Raw genomic sequence first — 17,040 nt, 5'->3', positions numbered from 1 at the left:
CACCATTCAGTGGCGCACGATGAGTCGTGAGCATCGCCGAACGCTTCGCGTCCGCCCTCGCGGGGCTCACCGATCCCGCCCTGGCCGGCCCCGAACTGCTCCCGGTCCGACTGGCAGGCGCGTGCGCCCGCACGCTCGACGTGGACGACGCCGGGCTCAGCCTGGTCGACGGCTCCCAGCAGCGGGTGCCCCTGGGTGCGAGCTCGGACGCGGCGGAGGTGGCCGAGCGGCTGCAGTTCACGGTCGGCTCCGGACCGTGCATAACCGCCCAGGACACCCGGCAGCCGGTGTTCGCGGTCGAGGAGGACCTGCGGCGGCGGTGGCCGGTGTTCACCGAGCTCCTGGTCCAGGAGACCCCGTTCCGGGCCGTCGTCGCGCTCCCGCTGCAGCCGGCGCTGGCCGGCGCCGGGGCGATCGACCTCTACTTCCGCACCTCCGCCGAGGTGCTCGACCTCGAGGTCTTCGAGGCCATGGCGGTCGGCGAGCTGGTCACCTCCGCGCTCAGCGACGCCGCCGTCTGGTCGGAGTGGACCCCCGCGGAGGGGCCGGAGTGGATGCACGGCCCGGCGCCGCGGCGGCGGGCCGCCGTCTGGGAGGCGATCGGGAAGCTCAGCGTCGGGCTCGAGCTGAGCGCCCCCGACGCGTTGACCCTGATCCGCGCGCACGCCTACGCCGCAGGTGTCACGGTCGACGACGTCGCGGCCGACCTGCTGGCGGGCGCGCTCACCGGCGCGGAACTGGCGGCCGGCCGGGAGGCCGACTAGCTCGCGAAGGGCGCCAGGGCGAGGCCGGCGGCCTCCAGCGCCGTCCGCACCGCGCGGGCCAGTTCCACGGCGCCGTCGGTGTCCCCGTGCACGCAGACCGACTCGATGTCGAGGGGCACGCGCGTCCCGTCGAGGGCGACGACCTCGCCGTGCACGGCCATGCGCACCGCCCGGTCGGCCACCGCGGCCGGGTCGTGCACCAGCGCGCCGGGCTTCCGTCGCGGCACGAGCGTGCCCGCCGCCGTGTACCCGCGGTCGGCGAAGCCTTCCCGGACGGCGCGCAGACCGGCGGACTCCGCCGCCCGCAGCAGGGCCGAGCCCGGCAGACCCAGGACCGGCAGCTCGCCGCCGTACGCGGCGACCGCGTCGACGACGGCGCGTGCCTGCTCCTCGTGGGCCACCGCGGCGTTGTACAGCGCGCCGTGCGGCTTGACGTAGGAGACGCGGGTGCCCGAGGCGCGGGCGATGCCGTCGAGGGCGGCCACCTGGTACAGCACGTCGTCGGCCAGCTCACCCGGCTCGACGTCGATGAACCGGCGGCCGAACCCGGCGAGGTCGCGGTAGGAGACCTGGGCGCCGACGGAGACCCCCGCCTCGGCGGCCCGGGCGCACACCCGGCGCATCGTCGCGGGGTCGCCGGCGTGGAAGCCGCAGGCGACGTTCGCGCTGGTGACGGCACCGAGCAGCGCGTCGTCGTCCCCGAGCCGCCAGATCCCGAACCCCTCACCGAGGTCGGCGTTGAGATCGATCGTGCTCACCGGCGCAGTCTCGCACCCCCGTCGCCTCGGTCGAGAGGGCGACAAGTCGACATCGCGACAGGTCGATCAGCCGGTCTGACCGGTCTCCGCGTGCGCTACCCCCACCGGTTTGGACTCGGGCGATCCCCGCTGCCGGAGGTACACGGAGAACACCGCCATGGAGCCGACGGCGAGCATCTCGGACTGCCAGTTCTGGAAGGAGCGGTTCCAGAAATCGGCCGCACCGAGATAGCCCAGGTAGCTCACCGGGTCCTCGAGCTGGCCCAGCTGCTCGCTGTTGTAGGCGGCCCAGCCGGCGATCGAGGAGGCGGCCCAGGTGAGCAGGAACAGCCCGCCCATGAGCAGGCCGAGGGAGCGGGAGAACACCGCCGTCCGCCAACCGCCGGTGCGCGCCCACTCCGGCGAGTCGTCGCCGGCGAAGCGACCGACGCGCTGCTCCTCGTCGGACTCGATGCCCTCCTCGCCGGGCTTCTTCGACTCCGACGACCCCTTCTGCACCAGCCAGACCGTGGCGAAGATGTAGAGGAAGAACTGCAGGTACTCCGACTGCCAGTTCTCCATGACGTCCACGCCGAAGGACGACGACGTGACGTACTCCCCGAGCGAGACCGGCTCCAGCCCGTCGGCGATCTGCTGGGCGTTGAAGTCGGCCACCCCGGAGAGCGCCTGCCCGACCAGGGTGGCCAGGAAGACGGCGCCGAAGCCGAGGCTGAGCGAATTGTCGCGAAGGAACCCGCGGGACTTCTCGCTCATCGGCCCATCAGCCCCAGCGCGATGGCGTACGCGACGCCGACGACGATCACGGCCAGGTAGAGCCAGAAGACAGCCCGGACACCCCTCATCCCGCCGTCACCTCGCAGTCGTAGGGCGCGTCGGCGTTGGGAGTGCACGCGGCCGCCGACACCTTCCAGCCGCCGCTCGTCTCGGTCAGGAACACGGTGTCGCCGGACAGCTTCACCTGGGCGTCGCCACCCCAGACCTGCACCGACCGCACGGTTCCCCCGTCCAGGGGAAGCTGGCCGATCGCGTCGGCGCAGGGCTGCGACTCGCTCTTCTCGAGCGCGGCCAGGGCCTTCGGGGTGAGCAGATCGCAGCGCGCCCCCGGGTCCGCCCCGGAGTCCTCGAACGACGTCGCGACCCGCTGCACCTCGGGCTGCTGCGTACTGGCGCAACCGCTCAGCACCCAGGCGAGCGCTCCGACGACGACCAGCGCCCTGCTCGCCCTCGCGGACCGTCTCCTGCGCACGCGCCTCACCTCCCCGACGACGACACGGCGTGCCTCGACGGTCGCTACCCGAGGGGACGCGGGGCGCAAACGATCTTCACCCGGTCGGGCAGCGGACCCGGGCGTTGCTGCCCGACCAGGCGTCGGGCAAGGTCGGGCCGATGCGCACCGATCCGCCGGAGACCGGCCCCGAGCTCGCCCAGCTGACCGCCTTTCTGGACCTGCAGCGGGCGACGATGCTTCTGAAGTGCGAAGGGCTCACCCGCGAGCAGCTCTCCCGGCCACATCCGCCGTCGACGCTCACCCTCGCCGGCCTGCTCAACCACCTGGCGCTGGTCGAGGACTCGTGGTTCACCGTGCGCTTCGCCGGCCAGCCGGAGGACGAGCGGTGGGTCGGGATCGACTGGGACGCCGATCCCGACTACGAGTTCCGCACCGCCGCCGACCTCGAGCCCGATGAGCTGCGCCGGCGCTACGAGGACGCCTGCACTCGCAGCCGTGACGTGGTGGCGGCCGCGACGAGCCTCGACCAGCTGTCGGTGCAGCCACGCGGCAACGGCGAGCACTTCGACCTGCGCTGGACGATGCTGCACCTGATCGAGGAGACCGCGAGGCACGCCGGCCACGCCGACCTGATCCGGGAGGCCATCGACGGCGTCACCGGCGAATGAGGGGACTTTCTGTACAGAAAGTCCCCCAGGCGGTCGGCGGCGACGCCAACGACGCGGCCCCGGCGCCGGCTGTGTGCCGGCGGCCGGGGCCGTGTCGTCGTGCGCGGGCTGCCCGGAGGCAGGCTCGCGGGGAGGTGTCAGCTGGTGGCGCCCTTCAGTGCCTCCGACAGCGCGGCCGCCTCGTCGGGCGACAGCTCGACGACCAGGCGACCGCCTCCCTCGAGCGGCACCCGCATGACCAGGCCTCGCCCCTCCTTGGTGACCTCGAGGGGACCTTCACCCGTGCGCGGCTTCATGGCCGCCATGCGTGCCTCCTTCGCCAGCCGGACCACCTGCCGGGCAGGAAGGCGATACGGCGTCCGTCGATGCTGTGCTCTGACCAATGATCCCGTATGTCCGGCTTCCGTCCAACATCAGCCCCTTGCAGGCTCGGAACGCGGGTGTGCTCGGAAGCACTCGGCGACGTGGTCGTCGACCATTCCGGTGGCCTGCATGAGGGCGTAGGCGGTCGTGGGGCCCACGAAGGAGAAGCCTCGCCGCTTCAGTTCCCTGGCCATCGCGACCGACTCGGGGCTCGTGGCGGGCACGTCGGCGAGCGTGGCCGGCCGGGTTCGCCCCCCGCCGGGCGCGAACGACCACAGCAGGTCCGACAGCCCCTCCGGTTGCTGCTGCGCCGCCCGTGCGTTGGTGATGGCGGCAGCGATCTTCGCCCGGTTGCGCACGATGCCGGCGTCGGCCATCAGCCGGGCCTCGTCGTCGGCATCGAACTCGGCGACCGCGTCGATCGAGAACCCGGCGAACGCCGCCCGGAACGCCGGCCGCTTGCGCAGGATGGTGATCCAGGACAGGCCGGACTGGAACGCCTCGAGGCAGAGCCGCTCGAACAACGCGTCGTCACCGCGCAGGGGCGTGCCCCACTCGTCGTCGTGGTAGACGACGTACTCGGGAGCGCTGTCGGCCCAGGCGCAGCGCACTCGCGGAGTTTCCACGGCGCCGACGGTAGCCACGGGGTACGACACGATCAGCGTGCGGCCGCGTCGAGGCTCTCGGTGCTCGGCTCGGGGTGCTGGGGATGTCCCCGGCGGGTGGCCAGGACGCAGCCCGCCAGGACCAGCGGCAGTCCGATGCCGATCCCGAGCGTGAACGGCTCCCCGAGCAGCAGGACACCGAGCAGCACCGCGACCGCCGGGTTGACGAACGTGATGACGAGGGCGCGCTGCGGGCCCACCTCGCGGATCAGCGCGAAGAACAGGGCCAGCGCCAGCGCCGTGCAGACCGCCCCGAGACCGGCCAGCGACAGCAACGCCGGCCCGGACGCATCCCGCACCTGACCCAGTCGCGGGATCGCGAACGGCGCGTAGACCACCGCGGTGACGCCGAGGGCGATCGCGCTCGCCGCCACGCCCGGCACCTCGGGCAGCGACCGGCTGATCACGAGCGGGCCGGTGGCGTACCCGACCACCGTGAGCGCCACGGCGAGGATCGGCAGCAGTTGCGCGCCGCCCACGTCGAGCCCGAGCAGCGCCGCGATGCCCACGACGCCGATGCCCATGCCGAGCAGGCGGACCGGGGTCAGCCGCTCGTCCTCACCGGCCAGCCGGGCCGCCAGCGCCGCCACGAACGGCACCGTCGCCACGAGCAGACCGGTCAGCGAGCTGGACAGGGTCGTCTCGGCGTAGGACAGCAGCAGCCACGGCCCCGCCATCTCCAGCAGGGTGAACAGCAGCAGCGCGCGCCAGTGCCGCAGCGCGGGTCGCAGCTGGCCCTTGGCGATCGTCCACGGCAGCAGGATCGCCGCGCCGACGACACAGCGGGCGAAGACCACGACCACCGGTGACGTCTCCCCGACGGCCACCTTGATCAGCAGGTACGGGATGCCCCAGATCACCGACATGGCGAGGAAGAGCGCCCACCCCCGTCGGCTCACGACTGCCCTCGCGAGGCGACGGCGGCGAACCGCTTCAGCGAGCGCCGGATGCCCGCCACGGCGAGGGGGCGGATCAGGAACCAGCCGAGCTCGCCGAGGTAGCCGTACGGGAGGTAGAGGCGCTCGGTCCACACCAGGGTCGACTGCTCTCCGCGGGGTTCGATCCGGAAGATGCCGGGCCCGCGGATCAGCCGGCCGGTGTGCTGCACCTCGACCAGCCGCGGCGGCTCCCACTTCGTGATGATCATGGTGTCGAGGACGCCGACGTGCCGGCCGCCGGGCAGCGGGAGTCCGGTGCGAGCGGCCAGCCGGCCGTGCAGCCGCTGCGCCGGCCCGTCCACCTCGCGGACGTCGGTGGCGAGCATCCACTCGCCCTGCGCCGTCCAGTCGGTGAGCACCGCCCAGGTCCGCTCCGGCGGCGCGTCGACGTCGATCCGTTCGGTCAGCTCAGGCACGGGGGTGCTCCTCCTCGTCGGCCGGGGGCGCGGCCGCGTCGTCCGTCCCGTCGTCGTTCGCGTGCGGGGGCTCGACCGGACGGACGGCGAGGCGTTCGGTGAGCGCGGCGATCTCGGCGTCCCGCTCCTCGAGCGCCAGCGCGAACTGGTCGAGCAGCCAGTCGACCTCGCTCATCCGGTACCCGCGGAAGACCGGGGAGATCCGCAGGGCGCGGACGTCGTCCGGGGTGACCGGGCGGTCGTCGGGGAGCTCCACCGGGGAGCGGTCCAGGTCCGCAGGTGGCTGGGTCTCCCCGCGGCCCATCAGGAGGGAGGCGCCGAGGAACAGCAGGCCGCCGACGAGGAGGACGCCGACGACGAAGGCGACGAACGCGAGCATCAGGCCTCGAGCGGACCCGGGTGGATGTGCTGCATCCCGCCGCCGCCCTCGCCCGCCCGGCGCTCGGCGTCGGCTGCCTGGATGACCGCGAGCGCCTCGTCGACGTCGTCGGTGAGGGTGATGAGGTCGATGTCGGCGACGTTGATCGTGCCGGTCTCGGCGAGGGTCCCGCGCACCCAGGAGATCAGGCCCGACCAGTACTCGGTGCCGAAGAGGATGACCGGGAACCGGGTCACCTTGCGGGTCTGCACGAGCGTGAGCGCCTCGAACAGCTCGTCGAGGGTGCCGAAGCCGCCGGGCAGGATGACGAAGGCCTGCGCGTACTTGACGAACATGGTCTTGCGCACGAAGAAGTAGCGGAACGCGATGCCGACGTCGACCCACTCGTTGAGGTCCTGCTCGAACGGCAGCTCGATGCCCAGGCCGACGGACAGCCCGCCCGCCTCGCTGGCGCCCCGGTTCGCGGCCTCCATCGCGCCCGGCCCGCCGCCCGTGATCACCGCATAGCCGGCCTCCGCCAGCGCGGCGCCGATGGCCACGCCGGCCTTGTAGTGCGGGTGCTCGCGGGGCGTGCGGGCGCTGCCGAACACGCTGACCGCCCGGGGCAGCTCGGCCAGCAGGCCGAAGCCCTCGACGAACTCGCTCTGGATGCGGAGGACGCGCCACGGGTCGGTGTGCACCCAGTCGCTCGGCCCGCGCCGGTCCAGCAGCCGCTGATCGGTGGTCGAGCCCTCCGGCTGCCCGCCCGGCTCGCCGCCCCGCAGGACCACGGGCCCGCGGTGTCGGGTGGGGCGCGGCCGCCGCTCGGGTTGCGGGGTCGGCGGCGGCAGGGTCATGCGGGGCTCCCGGACAGGTAGGCGACGAGCGCGGCCTCGGCCGGCTGGAGCCGGTCGACCAGGACGTGTTCCTCGCGGGTGTGGGCGAGCTGGGGGTCGCCGGGGCCGTAGTTGACCGCGGGGATGCCGAAGGCGGCGAAGCGGGCGACGTCGGTCCAGCCGAGCTTGGCGCGGGCCGGCCGCCCGACGGCGGCGACGAACGCGGCGGCCGCGGGCTCCGACAGTCCGGGCAGCGCGCCGCCGGCGTTGTCGGTGACCGTCAGCGTCGCCCCGTCGGCGATCGCTGCCGCGAAGACCTCGCGGACGTGCGCCTCGGCGGCGTCCTCGTCACGGTCGGGGGCGTAGCGGAAGTTCACCGTGAGCGCGGCCTCGTCGGGGATCACGTTGCCCGCGACACCGCCGGAGATGCCGACGGCGTTGAGGCCCTCGCGGTACTCGCACCCGTCGATCTCCACCGTCCGCGGCTGGTAGGCGGCCAGTGCCGTGACGGCGCCGGTCAGCGCGTGGATGGCGTTGACCCCGAGCCAGCTGCGCGCGCTGTGCGCCCGCCGCCCCGTGGTCTCCAGGCGCGCCCGCAGCGTGCCCTGGCAGCCGGCCTCGATCTCGCCGTCCGTCGGCTCCATGAGGACGGCGAGATCGCCGTAGAGCCAGCCGCGCTTCTCCCGCGCCACGCGGCCGAGCCCGTTCTTCGCGTGCTCGACCTCCTCGTTGTCGTAGAAGACGAAGGTGAGGTCGTGCGCGGGCGTGGCGCCGGGGACGCCGAACCGGCCGGCCAGCCGCAGCATCACCGCGTCGCCGGACTTCATGTCGCTGGTGCCACAGCCGTAGAGCCGGCCGGTCGCCTCGTCGAGCGAGCTGGGCACGTTGTCGGCGATGGGCACGGTGTCGAGGTGCCCGGCGAGCACGATCCGGCTGGGCAGGTCCAGGTTCGTCCGTGCGAGGACGGCGTCGCCGACCCGCTCGACCTCCAGGCCGCCCAGTGCGCGCAACGCGGCCTCCACGGCATCGGCGAGGGCCTTCTCCGCACCGGAGACGGACGGGGCGTCCACCAGCGCGCGGGTGAGGGTGAGGACGTCGGCGGAGAGGTCCAGCTCGGGAAGGTCGCTCACGATGCCTCAGCGTAGGGGTCGGTAGCGTCCCTCTCGTGACTGACGCCGTCCCTCCCTCTGCCGTCGCCGCCGGTCTGGCCACCGTGACCCCCTCAGGGACGGTGCTCGACACCTGGTACCCCGAGCCACGACTCGGCGCCCCGGACGACGCCAAGCCCGGTACCACCCGCCTCGGCGCGCTGGAGCTCTCCGGTGAGCTCGGCCCGGACTACGGCGGCCTGGTGCGCCGCGACGAGGCGCGCGGGGTCGAGGTCATCGCCGTCCGCGCGGTCATCCCCGACCTGTCCGCACCGCCGGTCGACACCCACGACGTCTGGCTCCGCCTGCACCTGCTCTCCCACCGCCTGGTCAAGCCGCACGGCGCAAACCTGACCGGCATCTTCGGGCTGCTCGCCAACGTCGCCTGGACGTCCGCCGGCCCCGTGGAGGCGGCGGGCTTCAACGCCCACCGGCTGCGCGCGGCGGTGGGGCACGTGACCGTGTTCGGCGTCGACAAGTTCCCGCGGATGGTGGACTACGTCATCCCCTCCGGCGTCCGCATCGCCGACGGCGACCGGGTGCGGCTCGGCGCCCACCTCGCCGAGGGGACGACGGTCATGCACGAGGGCTTCGTGAACTACAACGCCGGCACCCTGGGCCCGTCGATGGTGGAGGGCCGGATCTCAGCCGGCGTCGTCGTCGGGGCCGACAGCGACATCGGCGGCAGCGCCTCGATCATGGGCACGCTGTCCGGCGGCGGTACCCAGGTGATCTCGATCGGCACCGGCTGCCTGCTGGGCGCCAACTCCGGCATCGGCATCTCCCTCGGCGACGGCTGCGTCGTGGAGGCCGGCTGCTACGTCACGGCCGGTTCGCGGGTGACGCTGCCCGACGGCTCGGTGGTCAAAGCGGCGGAGCTCTCCGGCCGCAACGGGCTGCTCTTCCGTCGCAACAGCGTGAGCGGTGCCCTCGAGGCGCTCCCGCGTGACGGCAACTGGGGCGCGCTGAACGCCGACCTCCACGCCAACTGAGCGCCGGGCGACGGTTAGTGCACTAACCGTCGTTGGGACGCCTCGCCGAGACTCGCCGGGGAGCGCCGAGAGGTCGTCCGGCCGACATACAGTCGACGGCGATGGCCGGCTCGACGATCACTTCTCATCCCGCCGGGACCAGGAGAAGGACCACCCGACGCCGCCCGCCCCAGCGCCGCCGTCCCGCGGTCGCGGGCAACCGGAGGAAGCGCACCCGGCGGAAGAAGGGCTGGGACGCGAATCGCTGGTGGCCGGCGCTCGTCGTCGCCGCCGCGGTCCTGGTCGGGGTCGCCTGGGACAGCCAGAGCAAGGGGGTGCCGGCCGTGGTCGGACAGTGCACGATCGCCGGTTCGCCGTTCACCTTCACCGCCGAGCAGGTCACGAACGCTCGCACGATCGCTCAGGTCGCGCGCGACCGCGGCCTCCCGGACCGCGCCCTGGTGATCGCCCTGGCCACCGCCCAGCAGGAGTCGCGGCTGCGCAACCTCGACTACGGCGACCGTGACTCCCTCGGCCTGTTCCAGCAGCGGCCCTCAGCCGGCTGGGGCACCGAGGCGGAGGTGCAGGACCCGGTCTACGCGGCGAACAAGTTCTTCGACCACCTCGTCCGGGTGCCCGGCTGGGAGGTCGGCGACCTCACGACGGTCGCGGACAGGGTTCAGCGCAGCGCTCATCCGCTCGCGTACCGGCAGTGGGAGGAGATGGCCACCGCGCTGGTCGGCGCCCTCGCTGCCGACACGGTGGCCTGCGCGTAGCGGCTCCCCCCACGGAGGGAAACGGAACGAAACAGGTTCAGTAAGGGACGGCGGCCGGCCGAAGACACGTCCATGACGATCGCGCCGAACTCCGCTGGCTCCGCGGCCCTCCTCGCCGCGGACGACACCGGGGTCGCCGATGTGACCGCGCTGCTCCCCGCGCGTGAGGCCGTCCTCGCCCGCCTCGACCGCCAGCTGTCGGCTCCGGACGGGACGCCCGCCGCCACCTTGCTGATCATCGGGCTGCTGCGCCGCGACGACGGCTGGCCGACCCCGGCCGCGACGGTCGGCCAGGTCACCTCGCTGCTCGCCCGTTCGCTGCGCGGTGAGGACTGGCTGGGCAGCTCCGGTCCGGCCGAGTTCGTCATCGTGATGTCCGGGTCGGCCGTCGGCGCCCACACCGTCGCGCACCGACTGGTCACGGCCGTCGACGGGCTGGGTGTGCCTGGGCTGTCGGCCGCCGCCGGCATCGCGGACCTCTCGGCCGGCATCACCGCCGCCGAGGCGCTCCGCCGCGCCACACTCAGCCTCACCTCCGCCCGGCAGGTGGGCCCCGGCGGCGTCGTCCAGCTCCGCGGGCCGGCCTGAGCCGCTACGCCGCGAGTCGCTCCACCGCGGCCGCGATGCGCTCGTCGGTCGCGGTGAGAGCCAGGCGGACGTGCCGCGATCCGGCCGGGCCGTAGAAGCTGCCCGGCGCGGCGACGATGCCCAGACCGGCGAGCCAGTCGATCGTCGTCCAGCAGTCCTCGTCGCGCGTAGCCCACAGGTACAGGCCCGCCTCGGAGTGGTCGATGCGCAGCCCCGCCGTCCGCACGGCCGCGGCCAGCTGGTCCCGGCGGGCCCGGTACCGCTGGCGCTGGGCGTCGACGTGGCCGTCGTCGGCCAGGGCGGCGGTCATGGCCGCCTGCACCGGGGCCGGTACGAGCAACCCCAGGTGGCGGCGCACGTCCCAGATCCGGCGCACCAGCTCCGGGTCACCGGAGAGCAGCCCTGCCCGGTAGCCCGCGGCGTTGGACTGCTTGGACAGCGAGTGCACCGCCAGTAGCCCCGCGTGGTCGGCCCCGGCGATCGACGGGTGCAGCAGCGAGCGCGGCTCGACGTCCCAACCGAGCGTGATGTAGCACTCGTCGGCCACCACCGGGATGCCGTGCGTCCGCCCCCAGCCGACCCATTCCCGCAGCTGGTCGTCGGTCAGCACCCGCCCGTGCGGGTTGCCGGGCGAGTTGAGCCAGACGAGAACGATCCCGGTGGCGTCGGCCGGTGGCGCGTCGGCCCGGCGCACCGCCAGCCCGGCCAGGACCGCCCCCACCTCATACGTCGGGTAGGCCACCTCCGGGATGACCACGGTGCCGCTGCCCTGCAGCCCCAGCAGGGTCGGCAGCAGGGCGACCAGCTCCTTCGAGCCGATCGTGGGGACGACGGAGGGCTCGGCACCCAACGGGTCGGCGATCCGGACGCCGAGCCGGCGGGAGAGCCACCCCGCGGCGGCGGTGCGCAGCTCCGCGGTGCCGAGCGCAGTGGGATAGCCGGGCGCGTTGCCCGCGGCCGCCAGCGCCCCGGAGAGGAGGTCGGCGGTGTCGTCGACCGGGGTGCCGATCGACAGGTCGATCACCCCGCCCGGATGCCCGGCGGCGCGCCCTCGAGCCTCGACGAGGGCGTCCCACGGGAAGTCGGGCAGCGAGCGATCCGCCCCCGCCCCCCGGGTCGCGGCCGTCAGTGCCCTTCGCCCTGGGGAGGGAGGGCGGCGACCAGCGGGTGGTCCTTGGGGATCTTCCCGGTCTTCGCCGCGCCACCGGGGCTGCCCAGGTCGGAGAAGAACTCGACGTTGGCGTCGTAGAAGTCCTTCCACTTGTCCGGGACGTCGTCCTCGTAGTAGATGGCCTCGACCGGGCACACCGGCTCGCACGCACCGCAGTCGACGCACTCGTCGGGGTGGATGTAGAGCATCCGGTCGCCCTCGTAGATGCAGTCCACCGGACACTCGTCGATGCACGCCTTGTCGAGCACGTCGACACAGGGCTGAGTGATCACGTACGTCACGGTGGGTCCCTCCCAGGGGCGCGCGGGGCAGCGCCGGGCGGCCCCGTGGGGGACTCCCGGCAGTCGATCTTCGCGCGCTCAGTATGCCGCGCCCCTGCGTCCCCGGACGCGACGGGTCCGCGCGGGGTGCTCTCCCTCCGAGGGGGGAGGGCCGGAGGGGCGACTCAAGCATCGGCGAAGCATGCCGATCTTGATCGCGTGTCAGCACGACGGGTGCGTTCGCGACGGTCGCCCGTTCCGGCCCCGCGGGTCGAACGGGGCGAGTCGCCGTTCGATGCCCAGAGCGCACTGCAGACCCTGCTCGAACGCCTGCGCGCCGCATCAGGGGCGACCCGCGTCGCCGTATGGGTCTACGAGGCGAGCAGCGAGTCGGTGGTGGCCTTCCGCTCGGCCGTCGCGACCACCGCAGAACCGCTCGTCGAGCCCCCCCGGCTGCGGTCCCCCGTCTCCCTGGGCCAGTCGCCGTTCCTGTCGAGGGTGATCCGCGACGACCAGCCCGTGCAGGCCTATGCCACCGGTCGCCGGGCGGCGGACAGGGAGATCGAGGCGCTCGGCATCCGCTCGGTGCACGGTCAGGCGCTCCTCGTCGACGGCGCGCCGATCGGCGTCCTGACCGTGGAGCCGGCCGCGGCCGCCTCGCCGCACCTGCTCCGGCAGGCCGCCCCCAAGCTGGCGGTCGCGCTGGCCGAGACCTGGACCCGCCGGTCGGAGAAACGCCGGACGGCGCAGGCCGAGGTGCTGCTCGGACTGATCGAATCCGCCGCCAAGGGACAGTCGATGGACTCCCTGCTCGGTGAGGCGTGCCGCAAGCTCGCCGAGCTGGGCGAGGTCGACCGCGCATGCATCTTCCTGCTCGAGGACGGCCGGCTGGTGCCGCGCATGGCCAGCTACGCCGACGGCCGCCGCGACCCCGCCACGTGGGCGCAGTTCCGCAACGCCCCCGTGAGCTTCGAGCTGGCCGAGACGGTGCTGCGCACCGGCGAGCCGATCACCGCCGACCGCGACTCCGAGCTGCTCACCGGCTGGTGGGCCGACAGCTTCGGCATCGGCTCCGGCCTCGCCGTCCCCCTGGGCCGGTCCCCGAACCTGGCCGGGGTGCTCACCCTCGACAGCGGCCAGGTCCGGCCGTTCTCCGAGGACGTCCGCCGACTCGCCTCCGCGGCCGGGGCGCACCTGGGCGGGGTCATCGAGCAGGCGCGGACCAGCCAGGCCCGGGCCACGTCGCTGGCCACCGCGCGCGTCGTCCGCCAGATGCTCGTCGAGGGCTCCAAGGCCACCGGCGTCGACGTGGCCGCCGAGGTCCTCGCCCGAGCCGTGCAGGCGCTGGCCGGCACCGACCGCAGTGCGGCGTACCTCGTCGACGACCAGGGGAACATCGGCGACGTCATCCACGTCGGCTGGCCCGACGCCCACCGCGAGGTCGTCCGCAGCCAGCTGATCGGGCGACCGGCGGCCGATGTGCCGTTGTGGCGGCTGACCGAGCAGGAGAAGCTGCCCGTGTTCGTCGAGGACGCCGCCGGCAGTGAGCTCCTCGATCCCCGCCTGGTGTCGGCCCTCGACCTCGCCTCGTACGTGAGCGTGCCGTTGCTGTCGGGCGACCGGCTGCTGGGCGTCGTCGTGACCGGCACGACCCACCAACGCCGGGGATGGTCCGCGTCCGTGCAGGACGCGGTCCGCCAGGTCACGCTGGAAGGCGCCCTCGTGGTGGAGAACGCCGCGCTGCGCGCCGTCGAGCAACTGCGTCTCACGCAGCTGGCGAACGAGGCGCACCAGGACCCGCTCACCGGGCTCGCCAACCGGCGACGGCTGATCGAGGAGCTCGAGCGCACGGTCTACGGGTCCGGCGACCGCCGCTGCGCCGTCCTCATGCTCGACCTCGACCGGTTCAAGGAGATCAACGACAGCTTCGGGCACAGCGTCGGTGACGACCTGCTCTGCCTGGTCGGCCCGCGGCTCCAGGCCACGCTCGGCACGGACGACCTGCTCGCCCGCATGGGCGGGGACGAGTTCGCCGTCCTCCTGCCCGATGCCGACGCCGACCGGGCCCGGGAGGTCGCGGTGGCGCTCGGCGCCGCGCTGCGCGACGAGTTCGTGCTCGACGGCATGCCGCTGCACGTCGACGCCAGCATCGGCATCGCCGTCTGCCCCGACCACGGCCGCGACCGCTCCCTCCTGCTGGCCCGCGCCGACACCGCCATGTACGTGGCCAAGCGGGGCCGCCTCGGATTCGAGATCTGGGCCCCGGACGGCACACCGGCCACCCGCGACCGGCTGCAGACCCTGGAACAGCTGCGCACCGCCATGGACGACGACCAGCTCGACGTCCACTACCAGCCCAAGCTGGACCTGCGGACCGGGAACGTGATCGGGGTCGAGGCGCTGGTCCGCTGGAACCACCCCGAACGAGGGCTCCTCTACCCCGACGTCTTCCTGCCGTTGGCCGAGCAGGCGGGGCTCATGCGCCGGCTCGCCCTGCGCGTGCTCGAGCGTGCGCTGCGGGACCTCCAGCTGTGGCGGTCCCGCGGACTCGACCTCTCGACGGCGGTGAACCTGTCGGTCTCCAACCTCCAGGACGTGGCCCTGCCCGACCAGGTCGGGATGCTGCTCGACAGCTGCGGGGTGCCGGCCGAGGCGCTGACGCTGGAGATCACCGAGGACGTCCTGATGGCCGACGCCGCGCGCAGCCAGCAGGTCATGGCGGCGCTGCGACGGCTCGGCGTCCGCCTGTCCATCGACGACTACGGCACCGGCTACTCCTCGCTGTCCTACCTGCGCGCCCTGCCGGTCGACGAACTGAAGCTCGACCGCAGCTTCGTGAGCCACCTGACGTCGGACGAGCGGGCGGCGGCGATCGTCCGGAGCACGCTGCAGCTGAGCCTGGACCTCGGCATGAGCATGGTGGTTGAGGGCGTCGAGGACGCCGCCACGCTCGAGGCGCTGCGGGCCTGGGGCTGCGAGGTCGCCCAGGGCTACCACATCGCCCGCCCCATGCCGGCCGACACGTTCCTCGCCTGGCTGCCCGGGCGCCCGGCGCAGGTCGCCCTCCCCGCTCCCCGGCCGGCGGGTGACGACCGGCAGGATCGGGTGCGTGCCCCGCGTCTCGCCCGCTGACCTCGAGCGGCTGGCGGCCCGCAGCTGGCGGGGCCTGGAGGAGGAGCGCTTCGGCGACTGGCTGCTCCGGGCGAGCGGTGGCTTCACCGGGCGGGCGAACTCCGCGCTCGTCGTCGGCGACCCAGCGGCCGACCTGCCGTCCGCCGTCCGCGCGCTGACCGACTGGTACGCGGCCCGCGGGCTGCGCCCACGGGCGCAGGTGCCGGTGCCCGGCGGCGAGGCCGCCGACGCGGCCCTCGACGCCGCCGGCTGGATCCGGGACGACGACAACCTGGTGCTCACCGCCCCGCTGGCCGGCTGGCCGCCGCCGCGGATCGCGGTCGACCTGGCGCCGGAGCCCGACGAGGCCTGGCTGGCCGGCTACCGCTACCGGGGCACGCCGCTGCCACCGGTCGCCCGGGCGGTGCTGGTGAACGCGGACGACCCGGTCTTCGCCGCGATCCGCTGCGATCCGGCCCCGGCTCCGCTGGCCGCCGTGGCGCGCGGCGTCGTCGTCGACGACTGGCTGGTGGTCACGGCGGTGACCGTCGAGGACCGCTACCGGCGGCAGGGACTCGCGACCGCCGTCATGGCCGGGCTCGGCACCTGGGCGCGCGAGCGCGGCGCCCTCTCCTGCCTGCTGCAGGTGGCGGGGAGCAACGCGCCCGCGCTGTCGCTCTACGAGCGGCTGGGCTTCACCGAGCACCACCGCTACCACTACCGGCTCGGCCCGGAGCCGGCTCCTGCCTGACCGCCGGCCGTGGGCCGCCGAGCGCGCGGCCGACGGCGAAGGCCGCCGCCAGCACCCCGCACAGCAGGAAGGCGAGGTTGACCACGCCGGTCGCCCCGCCGCCGATGATGAGCAGGTCACCCTCCGGTCGCCGGATCATGCCCGCCACGACCACGACCAGCCAGGCCACCCCGGTCAGCCCGGCCACCAGCCGCGAGCCTGACAGCCGCAGGGCCAGCCGGGGCAGCAGCAGGTTGGCGACCACCGCAGCCACCACCGAGACCGGCACGAGCACACCACCGATCCGCAGCGGCAGCCAGAAGACCTCCACCAGCGCCATCCACAGGGCCAGCACCAGGACGACGGCGCCGCCGCCCACCCGGCGGCCTCGGCTCATCCGGCCAGACCCGCGAACAGGTCGTCCTCCCAGCCGTCCGGCGCCTGCCCCGCCGGACCACGCTCCCCGCGCACGAGGCGGTAGTACTCGACGCCGAGGACCTCGAGGCCCAGGTTGTTGGAGAGTGCGAAGAACGGTCCGTCGACCTGGATCTGCGTGGGGTGCGATCGCATGGCGGCGTCCTTGGCGCCGGCGTAGGCGCGCCCGTCGACCGCCGCGGTCACCAGGTCGTCGTCCACCGCGAAAGGCAGGTCGTCGGCGCTGTCGACGGCGCCGAAGAACGACTCATCCCCGGCGGCCTTCATCGCGTCGATGCCCTGCTGCAGCACCGAGCGCGGCAGGCAGTTCCAGTACACCTTGGCCGCCGTCCACGCCGTCCCCAGGTCGGGGCGGTAGGCGGGGTCGGCGGCGGCCTCCACGGCTGCCATCGCGACGCGGTGGGCCTGGATGTGGTCGGGGTGGCCGTAGCCGCCGTTCTCGTCGTAGGTGACGACGACCTGCGGGCGGACGTCGCGCACCACGGCGACGGCGTGCGCGACGGCCTCGTCGAGATCGGCGTTCCAGAAGGCGCGCGGATGCTCGTTGGCCGGCGTCCCCATCATCCCGGAGTCCCGGAACCGGCCCGGGCCGCCGAGGAACCGGATGTCGGTCACCCCGAGGGCCGCCATCGCGGCGCGCAGCTCCCAGATGCGGTAGCCACCGAGCTGGTCGGCCTGGTCGGCGGCGAGCTGCTCGAGCTCGGGCACGAGGATCTCGCCCTCCTCACCCAGCGTGCAGGTGAGCAGGGTGACCGCGGCGCCCTCGGCGACGTACCGGGCCATGGTGGCGCCGTTGTTGATCGTCTCGTCGTCGGGATGGGCGTGCACCAGCAACAGCCGCCGGTCGTCGCTCACG

Annotated in this window: 21 protein-coding genes; 7 read left to right on the top strand and 14 right to left on the bottom strand. The window is 73.7% G+C overall.

What is annotated here, in order from left to right; translation table 11 throughout:
• The first annotated feature begins 26 nt into the window (after positions 1-26).
• The gene (locus AC2H4J_RS03640) at positions 27-764 is read left to right on the top strand and encodes an ANTAR domain-containing protein (protein ID WP_487463461.1); all 738 of its coding nucleotides are present in this window, start codon (positions 27-29) and stop codon (positions 762-764) included.
• Here AC2H4J_RS03640 and AC2H4J_RS03635 read toward each other — a convergent pair.
• From AC2H4J_RS03635 to AC2H4J_RS03625, 3 genes are all read right to left on the bottom strand, one after another.
• A complete protein-coding gene (locus tag AC2H4J_RS03635) occupies positions 761-1,522 on the bottom strand; it encodes a LamB/YcsF family protein (RefSeq protein ID WP_487463460.1) in 762 nt (253 codons plus the stop codon). The two genes, AC2H4J_RS03640 and AC2H4J_RS03635, sit on opposite strands and share 4 nt — an antisense overlap.
• A 66-nt stretch (positions 1,523-1,588) precedes the next feature.
• Positions 1,589-2,275 carry a DUF6766 family protein gene (locus AC2H4J_RS03630; protein WP_487463459.1) on the bottom strand — a complete coding sequence of 229 codons (687 nt, stop codon included), beginning with the start codon at positions 2,273-2,275 and terminating at the stop codon, positions 1,589-1,591.
• A gap of 85 nt (positions 2,276-2,360) precedes the next feature.
• A complete protein-coding gene (locus AC2H4J_RS03625) occupies positions 2,361-2,768 on the bottom strand; it encodes a hypothetical protein (protein ID WP_487463458.1) in 408 nt (135 codons plus the stop codon).
• Positions 2,769-2,908: 140 nt separating this feature from the next.
• Here AC2H4J_RS03625 and AC2H4J_RS03620 point away from each other — a divergent pair, with 140 nt between their 5' ends.
• Positions 2,909-3,418, top strand: coding sequence for a DinB family protein (locus AC2H4J_RS03620; protein ID WP_487463457.1), 510 nt, complete (start codon positions 2,909-2,911; stop codon positions 3,416-3,418).
• Positions 3,419-3,555: 137 nt separating this feature from the next.
• Here AC2H4J_RS03620 and AC2H4J_RS03615 read toward each other — a convergent pair whose 3' ends face one another.
• From AC2H4J_RS03615 to dapE, 7 genes are all read right to left on the bottom strand, one after another.
• Positions 3,556-3,723, bottom strand: a complete 168-nt coding sequence (locus tag AC2H4J_RS03615; RefSeq protein ID WP_012947303.1) for a DUF3117 domain-containing protein — start codon at positions 3,721-3,723, stop codon at positions 3,556-3,558.
• Positions 3,724-3,831: 108 nt separating this feature from the next.
• Positions 3,832-4,407 carry a DNA-3-methyladenine glycosylase I gene (locus AC2H4J_RS03610; RefSeq protein ID WP_487463456.1) on the bottom strand — a complete coding sequence of 192 codons (576 nt, stop codon included), beginning with the start codon at positions 4,405-4,407 and terminating at the stop codon, positions 3,832-3,834.
• 32 nt (positions 4,408-4,439) lie between these two features.
• Positions 4,440-5,345 carry a DMT family transporter gene (locus tag AC2H4J_RS03605; RefSeq protein WP_487463455.1) on the bottom strand — a complete coding sequence of 302 codons (906 nt, stop codon included), beginning with the start codon at positions 5,343-5,345 and terminating at the stop codon, positions 4,440-4,442.
• Complete coding sequence (locus AC2H4J_RS03600; protein WP_487463454.1) at positions 5,342-5,800, bottom strand: SRPBCC family protein; 459 nt, start codon at positions 5,798-5,800, stop codon at positions 5,342-5,344. The genes AC2H4J_RS03605 and AC2H4J_RS03600 overlap by 4 nt, the downstream gene beginning before the upstream one ends.
• Positions 5,793-6,179, bottom strand: coding sequence for a DivIVA domain-containing protein (locus AC2H4J_RS03595; RefSeq protein WP_487463453.1), 387 nt, complete (start codon positions 6,177-6,179; stop codon positions 5,793-5,795). The genes AC2H4J_RS03600 and AC2H4J_RS03595 overlap by 8 nt, the downstream gene beginning before the upstream one ends.
• On the bottom strand, positions 6,179-7,015 hold the full coding sequence (locus tag AC2H4J_RS03590; RefSeq protein WP_487463452.1) for an LOG family protein: 837 nt from the start codon (positions 7,013-7,015) through the stop codon (positions 6,179-6,181). The genes AC2H4J_RS03595 and AC2H4J_RS03590 overlap by 1 nt, the downstream gene beginning before the upstream one ends.
• Positions 7,012-8,124 (bottom strand): succinyl-diaminopimelate desuccinylase, encoded by a 1,113-nt coding sequence (dapE, locus tag AC2H4J_RS03585; protein ID WP_487463451.1) that lies wholly within the window; start codon positions 8,122-8,124, stop codon positions 7,012-7,014. Before dapE ends, AC2H4J_RS03590 begins: the two co-directional genes overlap by 4 nt.
• 35 nt (positions 8,125-8,159) lie before the next feature.
• On the opposite strand from dapE, the gene dapD reads away from it, so the two are divergent.
• The 3 genes from dapD (at position 8,160) to AC2H4J_RS03570 (ending at position 10,477) form a co-directional block, all read left to right on the top strand.
• On the top strand, positions 8,160-9,134 hold the full coding sequence (dapD, locus tag AC2H4J_RS03580) for a 2,3,4,5-tetrahydropyridine-2,6-dicarboxylate N-succinyltransferase (RefSeq protein WP_487463450.1): 975 nt from the start codon (positions 8,160-8,162) through the stop codon (positions 9,132-9,134).
• Between the two features lie 101 nt (positions 9,135-9,235).
• On the top strand, positions 9,236-9,889 hold the full coding sequence (locus AC2H4J_RS03575) for a hypothetical protein (RefSeq protein ID WP_487463449.1): 654 nt from the start codon (positions 9,236-9,238) through the stop codon (positions 9,887-9,889).
• Positions 9,890-9,961: 72 nt separating this feature from the next.
• Positions 9,962-10,477 carry a hypothetical protein gene (locus tag AC2H4J_RS03570; protein ID WP_487463448.1) on the top strand — a complete coding sequence of 172 codons (516 nt, stop codon included), beginning with the start codon at positions 9,962-9,964 and terminating at the stop codon, positions 10,475-10,477.
• Positions 10,478-10,481: 4 nt separating this feature from the next.
• Here AC2H4J_RS03570 and dapC read toward each other — a convergent pair whose 3' ends face one another.
• Both dapC and fdxA read right to left on the bottom strand, forming a co-directional pair.
• On the bottom strand, positions 10,482-11,567 hold the full coding sequence (dapC, locus tag AC2H4J_RS03565; protein WP_487463695.1) for a succinyldiaminopimelate transaminase: 1,086 nt from the start codon (positions 11,565-11,567) through the stop codon (positions 10,482-10,484).
• 35 nt (positions 11,568-11,602) lie between these two features.
• Positions 11,603-11,920, bottom strand: a complete 318-nt coding sequence (gene fdxA / locus AC2H4J_RS03560) for a ferredoxin (RefSeq protein ID WP_487463447.1) — start codon at positions 11,918-11,920, stop codon at positions 11,603-11,605.
• A 222-nt stretch (positions 11,921-12,142) separates the two neighbouring features.
• On the opposite strand from fdxA, the gene AC2H4J_RS03555 reads away from it, so the two are divergent.
• Both AC2H4J_RS03555 and AC2H4J_RS03550 read left to right on the top strand, forming a co-directional pair.
• Positions 12,143-15,040, top strand: coding sequence for a bifunctional diguanylate cyclase/phosphodiesterase (locus AC2H4J_RS03555; protein ID WP_487463446.1), 2,898 nt, complete (start codon positions 12,143-12,145; stop codon positions 15,038-15,040).
• Positions 15,018-15,770: a GNAT family N-acetyltransferase gene (locus AC2H4J_RS03550; RefSeq protein ID WP_487463445.1), complete on the top strand. Its 753-nt coding sequence runs from the start codon at positions 15,018-15,020 to the stop codon at positions 15,768-15,770. Before AC2H4J_RS03555 ends, AC2H4J_RS03550 begins: the two co-directional genes overlap by 23 nt.
• Here the strand turns inward: AC2H4J_RS03550 and AC2H4J_RS03545 are convergent.
• The gene (locus tag AC2H4J_RS03545; protein WP_487463444.1) at positions 15,715-16,146 is read right to left on the bottom strand and encodes a hypothetical protein; all 432 of its coding nucleotides are present in this window, start codon (positions 16,144-16,146) and stop codon (positions 15,715-15,717) included. The two genes, AC2H4J_RS03550 and AC2H4J_RS03545, sit on opposite strands and share 56 nt — an antisense overlap.
• Positions 16,143-17,039 carry an N-acetyl-1-D-myo-inositol-2-amino-2-deoxy-alpha-D-glucopyranoside deacetylase gene (gene mshB / locus AC2H4J_RS03540; protein ID WP_487463443.1) on the bottom strand — a complete coding sequence of 299 codons (897 nt, stop codon included), beginning with the start codon at positions 17,037-17,039 and terminating at the stop codon, positions 16,143-16,145. Before mshB ends, AC2H4J_RS03545 begins: the two co-directional genes overlap by 4 nt.
• Position 17,040 lies beyond the last annotated feature (1 nt).

Source organism: Blastococcus sp. OS1-29 (genome assembly GCF_057628075.1).
This window is presented reverse-complemented; position numbering and strand designations above follow the sequence as displayed.